Raw genomic sequence first — 19,704 nt, 5'->3', positions numbered from 1 at the left:
CTATCAGTGACCACCCGATTGTCGCCACCACTCGATCGCACCGACGCAGGCAAAGGCCGCAAACACGCTACCAAACGCAAAGAGCGCACCCGTTCCGACGTTGATCATGGGACGTTCAGTCGTGGAATCCCCCGCACTGAGTGGCGACGATGACGATTGATTCGGTGCCGTGATCGGTGCAGTAAGCGTCTCGGTCGGGGTGACCGTCGTCGAGTTCGTCGTCTCCGTGATCGTCGTCGGTGTTATGGTGGTTTGTTTGCCAGAGGAGACGTTGAGCGTGCTAATGTCGTTCGAAACGGCGGTCGTTATTTTATAGGAGACCGACTTGTGAAACATCGGAGCGCTCGACGTAGTGGGATGGGGAGCGACTTTGAAAAAGTAGGTTCCGGTCTGGTTGGCAGTGAATGTAAGATCGGAACCTCCGGGTGCACCCGTGATGGTGGTCTCACCGAACGAATGTTCCTGACTGTTGTGAGACTGGGCCGTCGCGTTGGGTCCTCCAACCCACAGCGCCGATTCGAATCCACCTCGGGCGGTTGAAGAGACCGTGATGGTTTGCCCTGCCTGAAGTTCGGTTGCGTACACGTCCCGGTCGTACCCGGTTATAACACCTGCTATCGTCGTATTACCCTCGATGGGAGTCGCTGTGCCGGGCTGTTCGTTTGGATCATGTTTATCGATCTGATCAGTTTCGACGGACAGCGAATAGTTCGTGTTCGGATCCCCGGTCACGCTGATGGTGTACGTTCCGGTCTGGTCGGCGACGACGCCACCGACGGCGGTGGTCGTCCCCGGAGTGGTGCTGTAGGCCCCTCGGGAATCAGCAGGCGTGGCACCGACTTCAGCTCCGCTCGGATCCGAAATGGAAAACGACAACGACTCACTGTGATCGGTTCGGTTTTCGTGCGTGAGTGCGACGCTAAGCCCTTGCCCTTTCGTGAGATCGATAGTGTGAGTGGTCGGTTTCGAATCGGTCGTTCCGCGAATGGGGTTCCCCGGTGTGATCTGACGTGAGCCTGTCGTGTTCGTCTGTTCGGCAGTCGTCGTCGCTTTGAAACTGTAATCGAGAGTTTCGGTTGGTTTGAGATCCGCAGCGAGATGGATGACGTATCGGCCGTCGTCGGGCAGTCGAACGCCGTTGACGGTTCCATCCGACGCCGTATGAATCTTCTCGCCGTCGGGCCCGAACACGGTCACCGGTCCGAGGGAGCCACCGTTGGCGATGGTTTCGAGCGAGAGCGCGTCACCGGCGGTAGCATCCACGGCGAAATACTCCTGATCGTAGTCGGTCATCACGCCGGACACCGTCGATCCCGGAGTGATCGACACTGCCTGTGACTGGTGTTCGTTTGGATCGTGTCGGTCGAGCTTCGTGGTGGACACCGACAGTTCATAGGAGACGGGTCCGGACCGGGAGGAATCCGCTGTGACTTTCACGTAATGTGTCCCGGAGCGCTCGATGACCGCGCCGCTGACCGGCTGCCCATTCGATTCACTGGCATCTCCTCCCTCTGTGGGTTGGATGGGAACGCCATCCGGATCGTACAACGCGACTCCAACCCCCTTTCCGGGGGAGTTAGAGCGTATCTGTGCGGTAAGTCCCTCTCCAGCGGTGAGATCGACAGTGTACCAATCGGCCTCACCAGGAGCAATCTCATCAGTAACTGTGCCGGATGTCTCTATCTCCGTCGCCTGCGAGTGCGTATCACCGGTGTCAGTCGATTCCCCCGTAGCGGTCATCACCGTCGAAACGATGACACCACCAGCGGCTAGGGAAATGATGAGCAGGATGACGATCTCGACCCGTCCGAACGACGATATGTTGACCATATATTCACTGCCCCCTCGGATACCCAAGAGTGGATGGCTCGAAAAGTTGGGATCTACCCACAACATAAAAGCCACCGAATATATACATTATCATTGATCGGCGAATATAAACGTGGAACTGGTCATAGAACGGAACGATAACCCCATGATCCGGATCGTCGTCGGCTCAGTCCTCAAACCGTCGCTCGATGCTCGCTGCGTGGGCTTCTAGTCCTTCGGTTTCGGCGAGTGCCGTGATCGTCGATCGGAGTTCCGAGAGTGCCGTCCGGTCGAGTCGCTGGACGGTCGTCGACCGGAGAAACGTTTCGACCGAGAGTCCACCGGTCACCCGCGCGCGGCCGTTGGTGGGGAGCACGTGGTTCGTGCCAGTGGCGTAATCACCGGCTGCAACCGGCGTGTACGGACCGAGAAAGACGCTTCCTGCGCTGTCGATGCGTTCGAGTAACGCTTCCTCGTCGGCGGCTTGGATCGATAGGTGTTCGGGTGCGTACTCTTCGGCGAACAACACCGCCTCGGAAAGCGATCGGGTGAGAAATACCCCGCTCGCGTCGCCACCAAGCGCTTCGTGAATGATCTCCTCGCGCGTCCGGTTGCTCGCTTGGTCGTCGATAGCGTCGGTGATAGCCGTTGCGAGCGCCGCGTCATCGGTCACGGCGACGACGGCTGCATCGGGATCGTGTTCGGCTTGAGCGATCATGTCCGCCGCGACGAGCGCGGGATCGGCTGTATCGTCTACCACCACCACGAGTTCGCTCGGTCCGGCGAGGACATCGATCTCTACGTCGCCTCGAACCTCGGCTTTCGCGGCGGTAACGAAGCGGTTTCCGGGTCCGACGATCTTCTCAGTCGCCGACACCGTTTCGGTGCCGTAGGCAAGCGCCGCGATGGCCTGTGCACCGCCGCTCTGGTACACCGAATCCGCACCAGCGATGTGGATGGCCGCGAGTGTCGTCGTATCGAGCGTTTCAGCCGGGGGGGTCGCCACGGCGATGTGATCGACACCGGCCACACTGGCAGGAATGATTCCCATGAGTGCACTGGAAGGGTACGATGCCGTTCCGCCGGGCGTGTAGACGCCGACGCGCTCGATCGGCCGGAACCGTCGGCCCAACTCCCGCCCCTCGAACGATCGCCGCCAATCCTCCGGAAGCTGAGTCTCGTGGAACGCCCGGATGTTTTCGGCGGCCGTCTCGATGTGAGTTTTCAGCTCCGGATCGACCTCATCCGCCGCACGGGCAGCCTCGGCAGTGATCTCGATGTTGCCGATCTCACAGCCGTCGAACTCCGTGGCATACGCACGGAGCGCGCTATCGCCCTCCTCGCGCACGCGGTCGATGATCTCACAGGCGGTACCACGGGCGTCGTCGACGCCACCGCTTCGATCGAACAGCGCGCGCCGATCGGCTGGCGACAGCTCCGCTATCTCCTGAACGTCCATACCTCAGCGTTGCTCCCCACCGAAAAAACGGTTCGCTATCCGAACTCGATTTATTTTATACACCTAGAAAAGTACAGATAAAAACATGATGCTAACTGAATAATATTATCAGTACAATACGTGCAACTATGTCATTCACGCCGGCATGGCACGAATTACTGACTCGAATCGATACGGTAGGCGAGGGTGCGACGCAGGGCTCGGTCCACGGTGGAACCGATTTCGAAGAGATGGGGCAAACACATCCGAAACGCCATAGCTACGAGCCGGACGGATCGACCTCTTCGACCACGGCCGGGGAGTCGTTGGCAGGATTGTTTACGGCCGTCGACACCGGGTAGCCACGGAGCACGTCCTCGGGAGTGGGGTCAAGCGCATCGATCCCCACACCGTCTAACCACCCCGACTCTTCGCGTTCTGCGAGAACGACCGGCATCCGGTCGTGGTACTCACTCACAGTATCGTTCGGTTCGCGCGTCAAGACGGTGAACGACACCAACGGCTCGGAAGCACCCACCCCCCTATCACCGTTCGAAAAGTCACTCAAACCCGTTTGTGTGTGAGTCGGGGTCCACGTCTCCCAGAGTCCCGCCAACGCAAACGGCTGGTCATCTGTGCTGGTGATCCGGACGGGTCGTTTGTGCTCACCGTTCATGTCGACCCACTCGTAAAACCCGTCGACTGGCACGAGACACCGACGGTTCCAGTACGCGTCCTGAAACGCCGACGTTTGTGCGACCGTTTCGGATCGGGCGTTGATCAGATTCGTACTCGGTTCGTCCGCCCACGAGGGCACCAGCCCCCACTGTGCTCGCGTGACCGACGTTCGGGTCTCATCGCATACGATCGGAAGTTGCTGTCCGGGCGCCGCGTTGTATCGCGGCTCGAAATCGAACCTCATCTGGACACCGAACCGCTCCTCGATCGTCTCCGGATCGACGAACAGGCTGTATCGACCACACATACCCCTGATAAACCGCCGCACAGCATAAAGACACCACGATATATCGAACACCCCTAGCCGAGAAAATAATGCATTGATGAATATACAATAATTTAAATCGAGTGGCGAACAACGCCTATCCGTGGCTGACGATCCGACGTTCGAGATTCCGGTCCATCCCGAGCGGCGGTACACTAACCGCACGGTCCACTACGAAGGAGACGTTGCGTTCACGCTCACGCCGATGGACGGACGGGCCGGGACAGTGGAGTCGTTGCTCGCCGACGTGCTCGACACCGGTCCGTATCGGTACGGTGACTGGTTCGATCTCCCGATAGCGGTGTTTCTCGTCCACGATGAGGAGACCAGCGACACGTTCCGCGTATCGATCCGTGACGGCACTGTCACGCTCCATGTTCTTCCCGATACGACATCGGCCGGACTCCGGGCGATGTACGATCGGCTCGTCCGGAAGAGCGAGTGTTCGTGGACCGTCGACCGACGCGTAGACGTCTGATCCCAACGGCGTGGCCGAGACAAACACGCTTGATACGAGACACAACCGATATTGTTCGCCTCGTTAATCTGGAGGTATGACAGTCTCTCGCTCGGTCGAGCTAGCGGGTCACATCATCGACTCGGGGACGTTACAGTCGTGTTTCGGTGTGATCATGGACATGGGGGGATCGTTTGAGGTCGAAGAGTTCGACATCGGCCGGTCAAAAACGGAGAAATCCTACGCACGGTTAGTCGTGAGCGCCGACACCGACGACGACCTCCAAACGATCATCCACGAACTCCATCAGAACGGCGCAACACCCATCGATCCACGGGACGCAACGGTCGAACCCGCACCAGCCGATCAGGTCGTCCCGCCTGGGTTTTATTCGACGACCAACCACCCCACGGACATCCGGATCGAGGGTGAATGGTTGGCCGTCGACCGGATCGAAATGGACTGTGCAGTCGTCGTCGAGCGAAACGGTAACGGCCAGCCAGCTCGCGCTCGGGCGAAAGTGTTGAACGCCATCGAGGAAGGGGATCTCGTCGTCACTGGTGAGAGCGGCATCCGGGTCCGTCCGCCCGAGCGCCCTCGGGAACGGTCTGGAGCGTTTGGGTTCATGCAAGGAGGGGTTTCGAGTGAGCGCCCATCCGAATCGACGATCGAGAAGATCGCAGAGGCGATCACACAGACGAAAGCCGAAGATGGGTCGATACTCGCGGTGTGTGGCCCGGCACTCATCCATTCTGGGGCACGCGAAGATCTCGCCCGGCTCGTTCGGAAGGGATACATCGACATGCTGTCGGCTGGCAATGGGTTCGCCGTTCACGACATCGAGCGCGATCTGTACGGGACCTCGCTGGGCATGAACACCGAGACGCTTGATCACCCACGTCGGGGACACAAACACCACATCTACGCGTTGAGCGAAGTGATCCGAGCAGGAAGCATCGAGAACGCCGTCGAGGACGACCTCATCACTTCCGGCGTGATGTACGAATGCGTGGCCAACGACGTGCCGTTCGTTCTTGCGGGATCGATCCGAGACGACGGACCACTGCCCGACACGATCACAGACACCATCGAGGCACAGAACGCCATCCGCGAACAAGCACACGAAGCCGACATGGTGCTCATGCTCTCGACGCTGCTCCACTCCGTTGCCGTCGGTAACTGCCTTCCATCGACGACGCGCGTCGTCTGTGTCGACATCAATCCTGCAACGGTCACACAACTGCTAGACCGGGGCAGCGCTCAAGCCGTCGGGATGGTCACCGACATCGGCACCTTCATCCCGATGCTTGCAGACACCATCCTCGATAGCCAGTAACCGGCTCCCATTCCCGACGGCGTTTCGTTCTCCGCAAAGCATCGGGCATCGGCTGTTCGGAGCGCCAGATTAATAACATTTGAGTTTATTTTATTAATAAGATGGGAATCACGGATTCGATGGGGTTCGACAACCAGTTTGGGCGACCGTCACAGGTTGGGATCGTTGCCGTCGTTGCACTCGTCTGTCTGTCTGGAGTTGGGATAGCAAACGATCAGTGGAAGGTGTTCGTCATCTCCTGGATCGGGTTCATAGCGATGGCGGGGGCGGCCATTCCGGGGTCGCGCACGGAGACGACGAACGCAGGTCAGTTGGTGTGGGGGTATGGGCTTGCCAGCGGTGCGATGATAGCGAGCGCCTCGATCTTCCTCGTCCCCCAAGCCGTCGGGTTTTCCGCTACGGTCGGGGGGATTGGGATCGCTGTCGGGATTCTTCTGGGCTATGGAGCACACACTATCGGTCACCGGCTCTCTCACGTCGAATCGTTCGGAACGGTCGCCGTTCAGCTCAGTGCGCACTCTCTCGCCGGGGGGGCGATCATTGGTCTCGTGTACGCGACGCTTCCAGATCTGGGACTGTTGCTCGGACTCAGCATCGTCTCACACAAGGGACCGGCGGGGTATGCCGCTGCTCGCCGCCTCTCTCGCCGTGGAAACGCCACGTCCGTGCTGCTCGTTCCGGCCGCTGCGGTCGGGTTGGCTGCGCTGCCAGCATCCATGCTGAATCTCCCCGTTTCGATGGCAGGAAACGCTATCATCTCGGGAATCGCCACTGGTATTTTCCTCCATATTGCGATGGACTTTCTTCCCCAGTGTGATACTGGCAGCGAGATCGGGCAAGCGGTCGGGCAAAAGGAGAGCGACGCCGTCCACGCCGAACTCGATCGACTCCGGGTCCACGCCGTCGTGAGTACCGTCCTCGGCTCGGGAGCGGTTGTACTCGCGTGGGCAGTGCTCACCCTGTGACTCGACTCGGGATCAAATCCTGTGACGTTCGCCCATACAATTTGTGAAAGCCAACTCACGTTCGCCTCAGCCGGGGAGGCACGGTCACAGTTCGATTTTGGTCGTCGGGTCGTCGAGTTCCCAGAGGAGGCGAGGGAGAAACGCATCGAGATGATCGATGAGACGGCGTTCGGAGACGTCCAGTCCGTCACAGTGGGAATGCGCTTCCTCTCGGATGCTCACGTGGATATCGCCGTGTTCGACGTGGACTTCGAGCGGAAACACGGAACACCGGGTCGGTTTCCACTCGTGTTCGGCGTGAAGTGCACAAAGACCGTCGTCGCGGAGGAAATAGCAGGCGTGGTCGTCGACGTCGACGTGGTCGTCCCGGTCTTTCTCCTCGCGTCGGACGAAATCCCGACCTCGGAGCTGTTTGACGGGGTCATTGAGCGATTCCCGCTGTGCGAGTTCGTGGAGATCTTTCCCATAGAGGAGTACCCCATGGTGACAACACCACGTACAGTCGGGAACACATTCGAACGTGAGATCCGGATCGAACTCCACGACCGCCTCACAGCCGGGATGGACTTCGATTCGAGTGGGTTCGATCACGGTAGTGACTCAGGGTTCGTGATGGGATACGTTCTTCGTCGTGCGCGTTCGACCGGATTCAACTGTATCCTCGCCAGCGGTGGCCACACTCGGTACATTTGAAAAAGCGCGTCGGTGGCTCGTCGGCCGCGCCGGTTTGCTTGATCGTGTACCACGCCTCATCGTTGTCACACTCCTCGCAGATGACGTCAGCGGTGGGCTTTCCCTCGTCGGCGTCGCCCTCTTCGGTTTCGATCACGTCGTCGAACGTCTGGGTTTCGGTACTGACGAATTCGGCTGCGCGTTCTTCGTCCTTGGTGGTGCGCACACCGCAGTTCGAACAGACCATTTCGTCGGTCTCTGGGTCGGTGTGCATCAACGAACCGCACTCCTCACAGAACTGCATACAGGAACTACCCGTTCGATACTTAAAAACAGCGTGTCGGATCAATCGTATCGTACGCCGTGGTTTCGAGGCTCACTCACGAGCACCTCGCCATCGTTGTCGATCGCTGCCAGCGCATCGGTGGCTGCCGTTCGGGCTGCATCGATCTGATCGACGTCAGCAAGTCCATAAACGACGGGTCCCCACGACGACTGTCCGACGCCAGCAACGGCAGATTCATCGCGTAGTCGTTCGATGAGATCGCCAGCGGGTGGTCGGTACACGCCACCCTGTTCGTCGGCGTACCACGCTCCGTTGAGTCGTCCGACGGCCTCGATCGCGTGGCCGAACTGTTCGATGTTTCCGTCGGCGACGGCGGGGAGCAGCTGATGGGTGAGGACGACGGCAAGTTCCTCTCCGATGGTAGGATCGGCTCGTTCGACGACCGACCGCATCTGTCGATCCTCGCGCTCGCCGTGTTCGCCGGTGATCCCCGTCGGAATCACGAGGACGAACCGCCAATCTGCCGGTAGCGAATGGCGGGCGAGGATGGATGGAACGGTCCACTCCCCCGGCTCGGGCGGTGCGGTGGTGAACAGTTCAGTCGGGTGACCAGCGTCGACGACGAATCCACCGGTCTCGAACGTTCCGACACCGACGCCACTCCGTCCGCCCCGTCCGAGTGCCGGAGCGTGCTCCCGGACGGAAGCATCGATATCGTAAGCGCGAGCGATGGCCGCAAACGTGGCGAGAGCGTGTTGTGTACCGCTTCCAAGACCGACGTGGCGCGGCAGTGCGCGCCGCAGCCGCACACGAGCACCGGACACACCGAGCAACGAAACGGCTCGCTCCGTGGCAGTCTGAACGACTGGGTCAGTATCGATGGTGTCGGCAGGATGGGCTTCAAGGACGACACGTGGCTCTTCGAGTGCTACACCGACGCCGCCGTAGAGGCGTTCATGAGCCAACGAGAGGTTCTGAAAACCGATATGGAGCCGTGCTCCGGTTCGTACCGTCGCCATATCCGTTCCTGTCGAGGCGCGGCTATGCGGGTTTCGACACCGGAGAGGCCTACCACCGTGTCAGAACTGTTCACCGGTGTTGAGACGAGAACGCGACAGCTCGACTCAGGAGCTGATTCCAATCCACAGCAGATACAGCACGAACACGACGATATACCCCGCGGCGAATGCGGTCGTCAGCACTGAGCGGCCGAACAGGGCGATCGCTCCGATCACCAGCGGACCACACAGGATGAGTAGCTCGTAGACACGATCATGGTCACCGTTCCACGGCAGCGACCTGACGAGAGGGAAGTTCGAGGGGATCGGACTCATGGTCGGTCACCTCGCACGAGAACGGCGCGGAGCAACACGAGCACTGGGATGATCTCTAGGCGACCGACCCACATATTGAACACGAGAACGATCTTTCCAAGGAAAGGCATCGTTGAGCCAGTGATGCCGGTCGAAAGTCCGACGTTCCCTTGAGCGCTTACGACCTCGAACACGACGTTTGCGAGGGTAAATCCCTCTCCCGGTGGAATGAGAAGTGACAGAGAGACGACACCCACGGCGAGAAGGACGAACCACAGGAGCGTGATGATGGCTGCCTCCTCAAACTCGCGGGTGAGTTCGATATCCGAGAGGATCCGGCCGTCGATCTCGAACCGACGGATCGCAGACGACGGATAGAAGACATCACTGATCCGGTGTGCCGTCCCCTTTCCGAGGGTAAGTAGTCGGATGAGCTTGATTCCGCCAGCCGTCGATCCCGCTGACGCTCCGACGAACATCCCGAAGGCGACGGTCATCTGGGACAGCGGCGACCACGTCTCACCGATTCCGGCGGTCTGAAATCCAGTACAAGAGGCCGCGGAAACGAACTGGAACAGGCCGAACCGAACCGACTCAAAGAGGGAGTCGTACGTGCCGTACTGGTGTAACAGTCCGATGAGTCCGGCGCTTCCGGCAGTGAAATAGATGAACACCCACCGGGTTTGGAGATCCCGATAGACGTTGTGTAGATCCCCCCGCAGCATGAGATAATGGACCGGAAACGCGATACTCCCGAGAATCATGACGGGAATGAGCACGAATTCGATGATGGGGCTTTGGTAAGTTGCGATGCTGTCGTCCGTAATTGAGAATCCACCGGTCGCCAATCCGGTCATTGCGTGGTTGATGGCATCCCAAATGGGCATGCCAGCCAGCCAGAGTAGCAAAATCGAAAGGAATGTGAACAACAGGAAGATCCACCAGATGGTACGCACTGTCGACACGATGCTCGGATGGATCTTCTTTGAGCGTGCTTCACTCTCGTAGAGGGTCAGCGATCCGCTGCCCGGTCGGGCGAGGATCGCGGTTGTGAGAACGATCACGCCGACGCCACCGACCCATTCGGTGAACGAGCGCCACCACTGGAGCGTGTGTGGAAGCCGATCCTCGTGGGCCGTCATCGTGAGTCCGGTGCCCGTAAATCCACTCATACTCTCGAAAACGCTGTTGGTCGGTCCACGGAACGCTGCCAGCGTCGGTGTATCGACGCTCGCCGGAACGCCCAGCCACGGGGGAGCGAGGTGAACCGTCCACGCTGTGAACAGAAACGGAAGCGACCCGAACAGCGCCACGAGCATCCATCCCAACGCGGCGATCATCATTCCGTGGAGCTTTCCCAGTTCCGTTCGCTCGCCACTGTGAGTGAACGACAGCCCGATGGTGAGTGCCAGACCACCAGAGAGCACGATCCCGGGGATGGCGTAATACTCACCCCAGACGATCGGCACGATGAGCGAAAGGAACATCATTCCGGACAGCGCCTGTAACATGCGGCCTAGATCCGAAAGAACGGTGCGTAACCGTAGAGTCATCTACTCCTCGGTATCCCCGACAGTACCAAATATCTCGTGTTTCTGCCGTTGGTAGTCGTCAGTTCGGTCAACCGTCACCGCTGGGGCGTGACACGGGCTGTCACGATCGATCCACCATTTGCTCATAACCCTCAAAATGCCCGAACAGATCCGTGAGTTCCGGCGTTGCTCCTCGTTCGGAATAGACGGTCACGAGATCTCCGTGTTCGATGTGTGTGTCTCCGAGTGGGGTGATGGGATTGTCGCTGTCTTCCCGGTCGATCGCAACGATGAGCGTATCCTCGGGAATGATCCCCTCGCTGGCTGCTGTCGACAACGTTTTGCCAGCGATCGGCGCCTCGTCACCGACACGAATCTCGAACACTTCAGCGGTCTCTCCGATGTGCATGTAATCGATCACGGACGGACGTTCGACCGACCGAAACAGGTGGTCGGCGATGAGCCGCTGGGGGTTTTGCAGCGTGTTCGCACCGACTCGCTCGAAAACGTTCATGTGATCAGGATCGTGGACGACCGAAACGATGTTCGGTACGCCGAACTCCTCGGCGAGCAAACAGACCATGACGTTGGTCGCGTCCCTGTCGGTCGTCGAAATGATCGCATCTGCGCGCTCGATTCCGGCATCGGTCAGTGTGTCCTGTACCGTCGCGTCGTCGTTGAGAACGAGACAGTCGAAGGCGTTGGCGGCGATCTCGGCACGTTCCCGATCGCGTTCCAATACGACGACCTCGTTACCGGAGCTGGTAGCGATATCGATGAGCTGAGTTCCGATGTCCCCTGCACCAACGACGATGAGATACATGGAAACACTACGACAAAATCGGAGGAAAAGGTGTCGCTCTACACTCGTAGTTCGTACCCCGGTCCGTGCTGGTACACGTCTCGAAAGATCCGTTCGATAAAATCGGCAGTGTGTTTGGGATCCGCGATTGCAGCGATGTGAACGGTTCCTGTCGGTGCCGTCCGGGTGGCTGGCTGTTCGATCTTGAACACCGGAAACGACGCCAACACGGCGTCGAGACGCTCCCGTGCCCCATCACTGACATCGATGGCGATCGTGCGATCGGCGTACTCCAATCGTGCGGTGTCGGTTTCGAACACGACGCGATCACGGTCGTGTTTCCGATGGGCCGCGATCGTCTCGGTGATGAGTGCGAGCCGGTCGCGTTTGGTGTGTGCCTGGGACATGACGTGAACGACGTGGGCCACGGTGAAAAGCTGGCATCCTCCGTCCGGAGTGGCCAAGCAGTCACGCGCACCCAATGCAGTGGATCCACCCGTCCTCGACAGCCACGTGCTCGACCGTGAATCCGGCCTGTGTCACGTGATCGGTGAGTTCGTCCGTCGTGTAAAGGGTGAATCGTCTGGTGTCGTCATCGTACGTGGTACCAGCGACCGTTCCCTCACCTCGCTTGACGGTGAGCGCGAGCGGTCCCGATCGGAGGGCTCGGTGGAACTCCGCGAGTGTCGCGGGCGCGTCCGAGCGAGGAACGTGGAGAAACGACGCACACGCCCACAGCCCATCGATCGATCCGTCCACGACACCCAGCTGTCGCATGTCCATCCGGACAAACCGTCCGGTCGCAGTCTGCTCGCTCGCCAGCCGGAGAAACGCCGGTGTGAGATCGACACCGATCGGATCGTAGCCCCGCTGGGCGAACGTCTCGGTCTCCCAGCCCGGACCACAGCCGACATCGAGCACGCGGTCGCCGTCAACTCCTCCTAGAAACCGATCCAGCAGCGGCTCGACGACGGTTCGGTCGGCATGGCGCTCACAGTACTGCTCGGCAACGGACTCGTACGTGGCGATCGTCGGTGTGACGGACTCGTCCATACCGAACTAACGTACCACACGTTTGAAAGCTGTTTCTTCAAGCTTTTAGGCGCGCGCGTCAGCATCGCATGTATGGACGAACGTCCTCGAATCCTGTTGCTGGGTCCGCCGGGAGCCGGCAAAGGTACACAGAGCGAGAACCTCGTCGACGCCTACGACATTGAACATATTACGACGGGCGATGCGCTGCGCGCGAACAAGGATATGGAGACTGAATACGGCACTCCACGGGAGTTCATGGATGCGGGCGAGCTCGTGCCCGATCCGGTCGTCAACGAGATCGTTGCCGAAGCGGTGTCGAACACCGAGGGGTTCGTGCTGGATGGCTATCCCCGAAACCTCTCACAGGCAGAGTATCTCGACGACATCACCGATCTCGACTGCGTGTTGTTTCTCGCCGTCGACCGTGAGGAACTGCTCCGTCGGCTGACGGGGCGGCGCGTCTGTCCGGAATGTAATAAGACCTACCACGTCGAATTCAACCCCCCAGAGACGGAGGGGGTGTGTGACGCCTGTGGAACCGAGTTGACCCAACGTGACGACGACACCGAAGCCGTCGTGAACGAACGTCTCGACGTGTACGAGGAGAACACGAAACCGGTCGTGGAGTTCTATCGGGATCGGGGCGACCTGATCGAGATCGATGGCGAAGGGTCACCGGAGGACGTCTGGGAGAGCCTTCACCGACAGGTCGAAACGGTCACGACCGAGTGACAGCTTCCCTGTGTCGATCGACACGAAGTCTCGTCCGTACGGGTACGCTACTCTCACCCGAAGAAAGCAGGGTTGATAATGCGGGATATCCTAAGGCCGGTAATGGCACGTGCAGAACAGAAGGTGAATGATCTCCTCGCGGAAGATTCCGGCATGGGCGAGGCACTTTCCACCGTTCTCGCTCAGGCTGATGCGAATGGCGGAACGGTGGAATGGTCTGATGTCAATGGGGAGTTAACGAGCGGTCAGTGGGGGCGCATTATTGAAAAAGGGTTGCTACAAAGCGCCAACGGGAACGGCTTCGCCGTCCAAAACCCCGAAACGGTACGTGCCGCGCTTAACGGTGAATCGGAGTCGAAATCCGCTACCGGACAAATCGATGACGATGAGGAATCCAGTTGGACGACGTATGATAAGCTGGCCGGTATCGGGGCGCTCGGACTGATGGTCGGCTACTGGTTTCCTCCCGTCCTCAACACGATCGGGTCCACGCTCCACACCGTGATCGCTCCGCTCTATCAGTTCCTCCCGTTTTATATCATAGTCCTCCTCTTGGCGGTACTCACCGGACTGTACTCGACGGTGCTCCGGTCGAAGCTGGTCGACACCGAGAAGATGGGAAAGTATCAACAACAGATGCGTGATCTTCAGGAGCGCCAGAAGAAGGCTAGAGAGCGCGGTGATGACGAAGCGCTTCAGCGTCTCCAACAGGAACAGATGGAAGCCATGGGTGATCAGTTGGGAATGTTCAAAGAGCAGTTCCGACCGATGGTGTGGGTCATGCTGCTCACGATTCCCGTGTTCCTCTGGCTACGCTGGATGACCGGAGCTGGGCCGCTGCCGAGTACGGCCCACGTGATCATGCCGTTCGCAGGAGAGGTCAGCTGGAACGACACCGTGCTCATCATGCCGGCGTGGATCATGTGGTATATGATCTGTTCGTTCGGTTCCACGCAGGTCATCATGAAGGGTCTCGATCTCCAGATGACACCGTCCACGAACTAATAAGACAACCTCTTTTAGGTCTACTGCCGGAGATAGAGCATGTTGATCACGGTTTCCGGCCCTGCTGGTGTCGGTAAAAGCACGACTGCTACCGCACTCGCAGACGCACTCGAATACGATCACGTAAGCGGTGGGGATATTTTCCGCTCACTCGCCGACGAGCGGGGAATGAGTCTGCTCGAATTCAACCAACTCGCCGAGGAGGACGACCAGATCGATCGGGATCTCGATCGTCGACTCCGTGAACTCGCTAGCGACCGCGATGCTCTCGTGATCGAATCTCGACTCGCCGGTTGGATGGCGGGTGAACACGCCGATCTCCGGGTGTGGCTTGATGCACCCTCTGCCATCCGTGCGGCCCGGATAGCTGACCGAGAGGGAAAGAGCGTCGAACAGGCTCGCTCCGAGACCCAAGCCCGGGCGGAAAGCGAGGCTCTCCGGTATCGGGAGATCTACGGGATCGATATCGACGATCGTTCGATCTACGATCTCTCGATCAACACCGCACGGCTAGAACCATCGGGGATCGTCGAGACCATCGTGACGTTCATCGAATCGTACAGTCCCGACGGAGACGAGGGCAAAGCCCCGATCGAGGGCGTTACATACGACTTTTGAACCGATGCGCGCAGCGCCCACGGACCGTGATGTCGACGAGCTCCTCTCGTTCGGAGTGGTGAACCTCGACAAGCCGCCCGGTCCCTCCGCCCATCAGGTGGTGGCGTGGCTCCGCGATCGGCTGGGTGTCGACCGAGCCGCTCACGCGGGGACGCTCGATCCGAAGGTAACGGGCTGTCTGCCGGTGTTGACTGGGGATGCGACGCGGATGGCACAGGTGTTTGACGCGAGCGACAAAGCCTACATCGCCGTGCTCGAACTCCACGGACACGCCGAGGATCTTGACGTGCTGTCGGCGTTTGAAGGCCCGATCCTTCAGAAACCACCGCGAAAGAGCGCCGTCAAGCGTCGGCTCCGAACCAGAGCAATCCACCGGTTGGACGTGCTCGAACACGAGGATCGGCGCGCGTTGCTCCGGGTTGAGTGTGAGAGCGGGACGTACATCAGGAAGCTCTGTCACGATCTCGGGTTGGCCGTCGGCACGGGCGCACACATGGGCGATCTCCGCCGGGTAGAGACGGTGCCGTTCGACGACACTGATCTGGTGACGATGCACGATCTCACCGACGCCATGGCGTTCTACGAGGACGGTGACGAGGACCCGATACGGGAAGTCGTCGCCCCCGGTGAGCGGGCGTTAACGCATCTGCCGAGCGTAACGATCGCCCCCAACGCCGCCCGCGAGGTCGCAAACGGCGCGCCGGTGTATGCTCCCGGCGTGATCGACGCCGAGGAGGTCGAGGACGCCGAACAGGGCACGCTCCTCGCGTGTTACACGCCCAACGGAGCGGCTGTCTGTCTCGGTCGGCTGGTCGGTGATCCCGACGCGGAGTCGGGAACGGTGGTCGACACCGAGCGCGTGCTCGTTTAGCGGTATGAATGGAGTGACGGAACTGGCCCACAACGGGAGCAAAGCGAAGGGCTTAATCCCCGATGGGTCATTTATCCATGTACGGCGCGGGACCGTGGGGTAGTGGTATCCTCTGCGCATGGGGTGCGTTGGACCTGAGTTCGAATCTCAGCGGTCCCAGTTTCTAGTGGTGTTCCGATCGGTGGTGAGCGGTGGATATGCGGATTGCTGGTCTCTTCGTGGACCGTTATAACGTTCGTGTACAGCGAGGGTCCACGAAGAGGATGGTCAATGAGACCGATGGAAAAAGCTTTATTGGATCGCTCCACGGATTTTCATCCTCTCTTTCAACTGAGCCAGCAGCGACGAAGGCATTGAAACTCTCCCTCTTCGAGTAGGGGGAGATCACTGGTCTCCTTTCAACTGTACCAGCGGCGGACTAGGCATTGAAATCATCTCAGACTGTGATAGGCCCTCGTGCCACAAGGAAATATTTTTGATACATCAATTATTAGTGTTGCACTCATGACGACCGTCGAAATATTAGAAACGAAAAGCGAACGGTTGTTTCTCTATTTCAGTCGGATCAACGGGCAACTGTTCTCGCTCCTATCAGTGAAGAACAATGTGGGACATTGGACCGGACTATTCAAGATCCGACGCCAATCCAACACCGCGGCGAATACGAATTCGAGATCGTCGAAGGCGGCGCTAACGAGATGTTCATCTTCGTGGAATTAGAGGATGTCATGACGACACTCGTTCCGATCGAAAACGATGACGATCTTCAGTGATTGCAGCAAACAATCCACTCACCGCACCCCTTTAATGGACCCAAAGCAAGTATCAATCGGATATGAGTAAAAAGTGTCCGGAATGCGGTAGCGACGAAACAACGAAATCCAAGGGGTCTGGATATGTGGTAACTGCCAAAACGTCTTTGAATAGACGAAGACGCAAGCGGGATTCAAACCCGCGCTATGTTTCAACTGTACCAGCAGCGATTAAGGCATTGAAACCGCTCGGTATAGCGCCATATCGTTTATGACACGCATCTTTACACTGTGCCAGAGCGGAACGAGGCATCGAAGCCACTTCGTCGGCAGGTGATGCGTAGCCTCACGGGAATCAACCACGCAACACCGACCGGCTCCCATGGGCAAACCAGCACCACGACAAACGTCTGTCCCATCAACACGCGATCACGACTACCACCCGACCGGTGAACTTGATCGCTCACGTATCCATCATCACCGATAGCCGTCGCTCCCACACGGAGCATACGAACCAATCCATCGACACGACCGACACGATGGCCTAGAGTTTTATATCATAACGGGGCAACGATGTGATCGGAGGCCGACCGCGTTACAATCCCACACGGATTGTGTGGGTGCCGGGTGCCCTAACCACCCGACGATGGTCTCCATAGCGACCAGAAGACCATGTTCGATTCTGATCCAAACGACCTTGAAGGTACCGACGTGCTCAAGAGCGAGTCCCAACGCGCCTCGGACAGACGGTCGACGGCCGTCGACGACATCGAAGAGACGATCCTGCGCTACTGCTGGGCCAAAACCGACGAATGCCCGGCGTGTGGCTGTGAGGCCTCGCTCCGCATCGGCGTCGAAACGGAGAGCGAGGAAACCGTGAGTGCTCCGGACTGCCAGCTGTGTGACGCCGTAGTCACAGCGGTCACCGACGGCGTCGAGTTCGATCTCGTCTGACCGGATCCGGACAGTGTTGCTGGTCCTTCGTGGACCTTTATAACGTCCGTGTACAGGGGGGGGTCCACGAAGACGGGTGGCGCTGAGACCGATGGAGAAAGCTTTATTTGGGTTCTCCATGGATTTTCACCCCCTCTTTCAACTGTGCCAGCGGCGACGAAGGCATTGAAACGATCTGTTCGTAATTCGTAGAGACCAGTTGTAATCTTTCAACTGTGCCAGCGGCGACGAAGGCATTGAAACCGTACTCGTGGAGAAACACACTCTGAAAGTCTTCGCTTTCAACTGTGCCAGCGGCGACGATAGGCATTGAAACGAGGACTTGCTTCGAGCCGCCGCCAGTCCGTAGCTTTCAACTGTGCCAGCGGCGACGAAGGCATTGAAACTGCACGAAACGTATGGTGTTATGACGTGTTGATCACTTTCAACTGTGCCAGCAGCGACGAAGGCATTGAAACCATCCAACAGGCCATACACGACATCTCGAGTGTTGCTTTCAACTGTGCCAGCACTGACCAAGGCACTGAAATCTGCCGATCACACCCGATAAACGAATTCATACATACAGATATCAGACACCGAAAACACGGCAGGAAGAGACAGCATGCACGAGTCGGACGAGACGCACTGCTGTCATACCCACCGTACCGGGAGTTCAACAAGACCGAACAGGCCAGCGCGAGCCGTCAACCCGTTGGGAACCATCGACGTGCTGTTGCGGTTGGAGCCCATCGACCTGAACAGCCGGATCAACGCCGTCGGTGGAGCCGACGAGCCGATCGGCAACGAGTGAGCATCTGCCTCCGCGATGCTCACCGAGCCGCGAACAGTCCCTGAAACAGTGTGCCCAGCAACAGCGACGAACCACACGAACGGATCGACAGCGAGAGCTAATCAGCAAGGACAGACACTCAAGTGGGTCCCAGACGACAACCCGATATGGAACGATCAACAACGGCACCAGCAGCTCACCCACGGAGGCGATTCCCGTGAACGGCTTTCTCAACGGCGATCCGAGCCTGCGCCCGTGGTGGGCGCTGGTGATCGTCCTCACCTTGATACTGATCGTCATCGCACACGCCTTCATCGGAACGATCGTGTTCGGGATATTCTTCTACTACGCGATGCGGCCGATCAACCGGCGCATCAGACGCTTCACGAACGCCCGGCGACTCGCAGCCATCACCACCCTGTTTCTCGTGTTCATTCCGATACTCGCCTTTCTCACCTACACGTTCCTCATCGGACTCGAAGGTCTCAACATGGTTCTCACAGATCAGGTCAGGCAAGCGATCACCCCGTACGTCGACGTTTCTCGGCTGCTCGAAGATCCCCAGACAGTGCTCTCGCTGACTGATCAGCTCCGTCAGTCCAGACCTCTTCAGGGGATCTTATCGACCAGCATTGAGGTCGTGCTAGCTATCTCGAACGCGCTCATCCATCTGGCGATGATCCTCGCCATCGTCTACTACTTGCTTCGGGACGGTGCCCGCATCGAGGCGTGGTTTCGAGAGGAAGTCGGCACTGACAGCGCGGCGTACGCGTACGCGAGCGCGGTCGATACGGATCTCGAATCGGTGTACTTCGCCAACGTGATCGCCATCGTGATGATCACGCTCGGCTCCATCGTGTGGTACAACCTGTACAACGCCGTTGCACCGTCTGCGGTGACGATCCCGGTCCCCACGCTGTTGGCGCTGTTGACGGGGATTGCGAGCATCATTCCGATCGTCGTCGGCAAACTCATCTACGTGCCGATCACCGCCTACCTGTTGATCCTCGCAGGACAAACGAACGAGACCCTGCTGGTGTACCCCGCGTTGTTCGTTGCAGTCGCGTTTCTGTTTCTCGACTTCTTGCCCCAAACGTTCATCCAGCCGTACATCGCCGGCCGAAAGATCCACGTGGGGCTGATGATCTTCGCGTACGTGTTCGGAGGGCTGTTCTTTGGCTGGTATGGGCTGTTTCTCGGACCGATCATTCTCGTGTTCTCCTTACAAGCCATTCGGCTCGTCGTCACGGATCTGTTCCGTGGTGGGCCGGTAACACCACGACCCACGGCCGCACGAGATCTGGGATCCGATCCAGCACTCGATGGAGACGAGTAGCGAAGGCGGAGGTCCC

23 protein-coding genes and 1 tRNA gene are annotated in these 19,704 nt (G+C 58.9%); 12 read left to right on the top strand and 12 right to left on the bottom strand.

What is annotated here, in order from left to right; genetic code table 11:
* Positions 1 to 3: 3 nt before the first annotated feature.
* The 3 genes from MW046_RS11835 to MW046_RS11825 form a co-directional block, all read right to left on the bottom strand.
* Positions 4 to 1,830: a hypothetical protein gene (locus MW046_RS11835; RefSeq protein ID WP_247993311.1), complete on the bottom strand. Its 1,827-nt coding sequence runs from the start codon at positions 1,828 to 1,830 to the stop codon at positions 4 to 6.
* Positions 1,831 to 1,996: 166 nt separating this feature from the next.
* On the bottom strand, positions 1,997 to 3,268 hold the full coding sequence (gene hisD, locus MW046_RS11830) for a histidinol dehydrogenase (RefSeq protein WP_247993310.1): 1,272 nt from the start codon (positions 3,266 to 3,268) through the stop codon (positions 1,997 to 1,999).
* A 259-nt stretch (positions 3,269 to 3,527) separates the two neighbouring features.
* Positions 3,528 to 4,232, bottom strand: coding sequence for an SOS response-associated peptidase (locus MW046_RS11825; RefSeq protein WP_247993309.1), 705 nt, complete (start codon positions 4,230 to 4,232; stop codon positions 3,528 to 3,530).
* A 121-nt stretch (positions 4,233 to 4,353) separates the two neighbouring features.
* Here MW046_RS11825 and MW046_RS11820 point away from each other — a divergent pair, with 121 nt between their 5' ends.
* The 3 genes from MW046_RS11820 (at position 4,354) to MW046_RS11810 (ending at position 7,008) form a co-directional block, all read left to right on the top strand.
* A complete protein-coding gene (locus tag MW046_RS11820) occupies positions 4,354 to 4,728 on the top strand; it encodes a hypothetical protein (protein ID WP_247993308.1) in 375 nt (124 codons plus the stop codon).
* 76 nt (positions 4,729 to 4,804) lie between these two features.
* Positions 4,805 to 6,043: an ornithine cyclodeaminase, nickel-pincer nucleotide-dependent gene (locus tag MW046_RS11815; RefSeq protein ID WP_247993307.1), complete on the top strand. Its 1,239-nt coding sequence runs from the start codon at positions 4,805 to 4,807 to the stop codon at positions 6,041 to 6,043.
* 101 nt (positions 6,044 to 6,144) lie between these two features.
* On the top strand, positions 6,145 to 7,008 hold the full coding sequence (locus tag MW046_RS11810) for a ZIP family metal transporter (RefSeq protein ID WP_247993306.1): 864 nt from the start codon (positions 6,145 to 6,147) through the stop codon (positions 7,006 to 7,008).
* Positions 7,009 to 7,092: 84 nt separating this feature from the next.
* On the opposite strand, the gene MW046_RS11805 is transcribed toward MW046_RS11810, so the two are convergent.
* The 8 genes from MW046_RS11805 to MW046_RS11770 form a co-directional block, all read right to left on the bottom strand.
* A complete protein-coding gene (locus MW046_RS11805; protein ID WP_247993305.1) occupies positions 7,093 to 7,599 on the bottom strand; it encodes a hypothetical protein in 507 nt (168 codons plus the stop codon).
* Between the two features lie 58 nt (positions 7,600 to 7,657).
* Complete coding sequence (locus MW046_RS11800; protein ID WP_247993304.1) at positions 7,658 to 7,984, bottom strand: transcription factor S; 327 nt, start codon at positions 7,982 to 7,984, stop codon at positions 7,658 to 7,660.
* 41 nt (positions 7,985 to 8,025) lie between these two features.
* Positions 8,026 to 8,985 (bottom strand): beta-ribofuranosylaminobenzene 5'-phosphate synthase family protein, encoded by a 960-nt coding sequence (locus MW046_RS11795; protein ID WP_247993303.1) that lies wholly within the window; start codon positions 8,983 to 8,985, stop codon positions 8,026 to 8,028.
* A gap of 105 nt (positions 8,986 to 9,090) precedes the next feature.
* Complete coding sequence (locus tag MW046_RS11790; RefSeq protein WP_247993302.1) at positions 9,091 to 9,300, bottom strand: hypothetical protein; 210 nt, start codon at positions 9,298 to 9,300, stop codon at positions 9,091 to 9,093.
* Complete coding sequence (locus MW046_RS11785) at positions 9,297 to 10,832, bottom strand: TrkH family potassium uptake protein (RefSeq protein WP_247993301.1); 1,536 nt, start codon at positions 10,830 to 10,832, stop codon at positions 9,297 to 9,299. Before MW046_RS11785 ends, MW046_RS11790 begins: the two co-directional genes overlap by 4 nt.
* A 100-nt stretch (positions 10,833 to 10,932) precedes the next feature.
* The gene (locus MW046_RS11780) at positions 10,933 to 11,634 is read right to left on the bottom strand and encodes a potassium channel family protein (protein ID WP_247993300.1); all 702 of its coding nucleotides are present in this window, start codon (positions 11,632 to 11,634) and stop codon (positions 10,933 to 10,935) included.
* Between the two features lie 38 nt (positions 11,635 to 11,672).
* Positions 11,673 to 12,020: a DUF7975 family protein gene (locus MW046_RS11775; RefSeq protein ID WP_247993299.1), complete on the bottom strand. Its 348-nt coding sequence runs from the start codon at positions 12,018 to 12,020 to the stop codon at positions 11,673 to 11,675.
* Between the two features lie 61 nt (positions 12,021 to 12,081).
* The gene (locus MW046_RS11770) at positions 12,082 to 12,666 is read right to left on the bottom strand and encodes a class I SAM-dependent methyltransferase (RefSeq protein ID WP_247993298.1); all 585 of its coding nucleotides are present in this window, start codon (positions 12,664 to 12,666) and stop codon (positions 12,082 to 12,084) included.
* Between the two features lie 72 nt (positions 12,667 to 12,738).
* On the opposite strand from MW046_RS11770, the gene MW046_RS11765 reads away from it, so the two are divergent.
* From MW046_RS11765 to MW046_RS11740, 6 genes are all read left to right on the top strand, one after another.
* Positions 12,739 to 13,380 carry an adenylate kinase gene (locus MW046_RS11765; RefSeq protein ID WP_247993297.1) on the top strand — a complete coding sequence of 214 codons (642 nt, stop codon included), beginning with the start codon at positions 12,739 to 12,741 and terminating at the stop codon, positions 13,378 to 13,380.
* A 102-nt stretch (positions 13,381 to 13,482) separates the two neighbouring features.
* Positions 13,483 to 14,385: a DUF106 domain-containing protein gene (locus MW046_RS11760; RefSeq protein ID WP_247993296.1), complete on the top strand. Its 903-nt coding sequence runs from the start codon at positions 13,483 to 13,485 to the stop codon at positions 14,383 to 14,385.
* Between the two features lie 39 nt (positions 14,386 to 14,424).
* Positions 14,425 to 15,003 carry a (d)CMP kinase gene (gene cmk, locus MW046_RS11755; protein ID WP_247993295.1) on the top strand — a complete coding sequence of 193 codons (579 nt, stop codon included), beginning with the start codon at positions 14,425 to 14,427 and terminating at the stop codon, positions 15,001 to 15,003.
* A gap of 4 nt (positions 15,004 to 15,007) precedes the next feature.
* Entirely contained in the window at positions 15,008 to 15,874 is an 867-nt protein-coding gene (locus tag MW046_RS11750) for an RNA-guided pseudouridylation complex pseudouridine synthase subunit Cbf5 (protein ID WP_247993294.1), read from the top strand.
* A gap of 88 nt (positions 15,875 to 15,962) precedes the next feature.
* Positions 15,963 to 16,033: transfer RNA gene (locus MW046_RS11745), tRNA-Pro, on the top strand.
* Positions 16,034 to 16,488: 455 nt separating this feature from the next.
* Positions 16,489 to 16,647 (top strand): hypothetical protein, encoded by a 159-nt coding sequence (locus MW046_RS11740; RefSeq protein ID WP_247993293.1) that lies wholly within the window; start codon positions 16,489 to 16,491, stop codon positions 16,645 to 16,647.
* Between the two features lie 263 nt (positions 16,648 to 16,910).
* Here the strand turns inward: MW046_RS11740 and MW046_RS11735 are convergent, their stop codons facing one another.
* Positions 16,911 to 17,135: a hypothetical protein gene (locus tag MW046_RS11735; RefSeq protein WP_247993292.1), complete on the bottom strand. Its 225-nt coding sequence runs from the start codon at positions 17,133 to 17,135 to the stop codon at positions 16,911 to 16,913.
* Positions 17,136 to 17,298: 163 nt separating this feature from the next.
* On the opposite strand from MW046_RS11735, the gene MW046_RS11730 reads away from it, so the two are divergent.
* From MW046_RS11730 to MW046_RS11720, 3 genes are all read left to right on the top strand, one after another.
* Positions 17,299 to 17,580: a hypothetical protein gene (locus MW046_RS11730; protein WP_247993291.1), complete on the top strand. Its 282-nt coding sequence runs from the start codon at positions 17,299 to 17,301 to the stop codon at positions 17,578 to 17,580.
* 604 nt (positions 17,581 to 18,184) lie between these two features.
* Positions 18,185 to 18,373 carry a hypothetical protein gene (locus MW046_RS11725; protein ID WP_247993290.1) on the top strand — a complete coding sequence of 63 codons (189 nt, stop codon included), beginning with the start codon at positions 18,185 to 18,187 and terminating at the stop codon, positions 18,371 to 18,373.
* Positions 18,342 to 19,688, top strand: coding sequence for an AI-2E family transporter (locus MW046_RS11720; RefSeq protein WP_247993289.1), 1,347 nt, complete (start codon positions 18,342 to 18,344; stop codon positions 19,686 to 19,688). The genes MW046_RS11725 and MW046_RS11720 overlap by 32 nt, the downstream gene beginning before the upstream one ends.
* Positions 19,689 to 19,704 lie beyond the last annotated feature (16 nt).

This window comes from Halocatena salina (genome assembly GCF_023115355.1).
Taxonomy (GTDB): domain Archaea; phylum Halobacteriota; class Halobacteria; order Halobacteriales; family Haloarculaceae; genus Halocatena; species Halocatena salina.
This window is presented reverse-complemented; position numbering and strand designations above follow the sequence as displayed.

What these genes read in the sequence shown, in the direction of transcription:
- MW046_RS11730 (WP_247993291.1), top strand. Translation starts at nt 17,299, where the DNA reads ATGTTCGATTCTGATCCAAACGACCTTGAAGGTACCGACGTGCTCAAG.
- MW046_RS11810 (WP_247993306.1), top strand. Translation starts at nt 6,145, where the DNA reads ATGGGAATCACGGATTCGATGGGGTTCGACAACCAGTTTGGGCGACCG.
- cmk (WP_247993295.1), top strand. Translation starts at nt 14,425, where the DNA reads ATGTTGATCACGGTTTCCGGCCCTGCTGGTGTCGGTAAAAGCACGACT.
- MW046_RS11795 (WP_247993303.1), bottom strand. Translation starts at nt 8,985, where the DNA reads ATGGCGACGGTACGAACCGGAGCACGGCTCCATATCGGTTTTCAGAAC.
- MW046_RS11735 (WP_247993292.1), bottom strand. Translation starts at nt 17,135, where the DNA reads ATGCTCCGTGTGGGAGCGACGGCTATCGGTGATGATGGATACGTGAGC.
- MW046_RS11750 (WP_247993294.1), top strand. Translation starts at nt 15,008, where the DNA reads ATGCGCGCAGCGCCCACGGACCGTGATGTCGACGAGCTCCTCTCGTTC.
- MW046_RS11825 (WP_247993309.1), bottom strand. Translation starts at nt 4,232, where the DNA reads ATGTGTGGTCGATACAGCCTGTTCGTCGATCCGGAGACGATCGAGGAG.
- MW046_RS11765 (WP_247993297.1), top strand. Translation starts at nt 12,739, where the DNA reads ATGGACGAACGTCCTCGAATCCTGTTGCTGGGTCCGCCGGGAGCCGGC.
- MW046_RS11760 (WP_247993296.1), top strand. Translation starts at nt 13,483, where the DNA reads ATGGCACGTGCAGAACAGAAGGTGAATGATCTCCTCGCGGAAGATTCC.
- MW046_RS11785 (WP_247993301.1), bottom strand. Translation starts at nt 10,832, where the DNA reads ATGACTCTACGGTTACGCACCGTTCTTTCGGATCTAGGCCGCATGTTA.
- hisD (WP_247993310.1), bottom strand. Translation starts at nt 3,268, where the DNA reads ATGGACGTTCAGGAGATAGCGGAGCTGTCGCCAGCCGATCGGCGCGCG.
- MW046_RS11835 (WP_247993311.1), bottom strand. Translation starts at nt 1,830, where the DNA reads ATGGTCAACATATCGTCGTTCGGACGGGTCGAGATCGTCATCCTGCTC.
- MW046_RS11790 (WP_247993302.1), bottom strand. Translation starts at nt 9,300, where the DNA reads ATGAGTCCGATCCCCTCGAACTTCCCTCTCGTCAGGTCGCTGCCGTGG.
- MW046_RS11770 (WP_247993298.1), bottom strand. Translation starts at nt 12,666, where the DNA reads ATGGACGAGTCCGTCACACCGACGATCGCCACGTACGAGTCCGTTGCC.
- MW046_RS11800 (WP_247993304.1), bottom strand. Translation starts at nt 7,984, where the DNA reads ATGCAGTTCTGTGAGGAGTGCGGTTCGTTGATGCACACCGACCCAGAG.
- MW046_RS11815 (WP_247993307.1), top strand. Translation starts at nt 4,805, where the DNA reads ATGACAGTCTCTCGCTCGGTCGAGCTAGCGGGTCACATCATCGACTCG.
- MW046_RS11780 (WP_247993300.1), bottom strand. Translation starts at nt 11,634, where the DNA reads ATGTATCTCATCGTCGTTGGTGCAGGGGACATCGGAACTCAGCTCATC.
- MW046_RS11725 (WP_247993290.1), top strand. Translation starts at nt 18,185, where the DNA reads ATGCACGAGTCGGACGAGACGCACTGCTGTCATACCCACCGTACCGGG.
- MW046_RS11775 (WP_247993299.1), bottom strand. Translation starts at nt 12,020, where the DNA reads ATGTCCCAGGCACACACCAAACGCGACCGGCTCGCACTCATCACCGAG.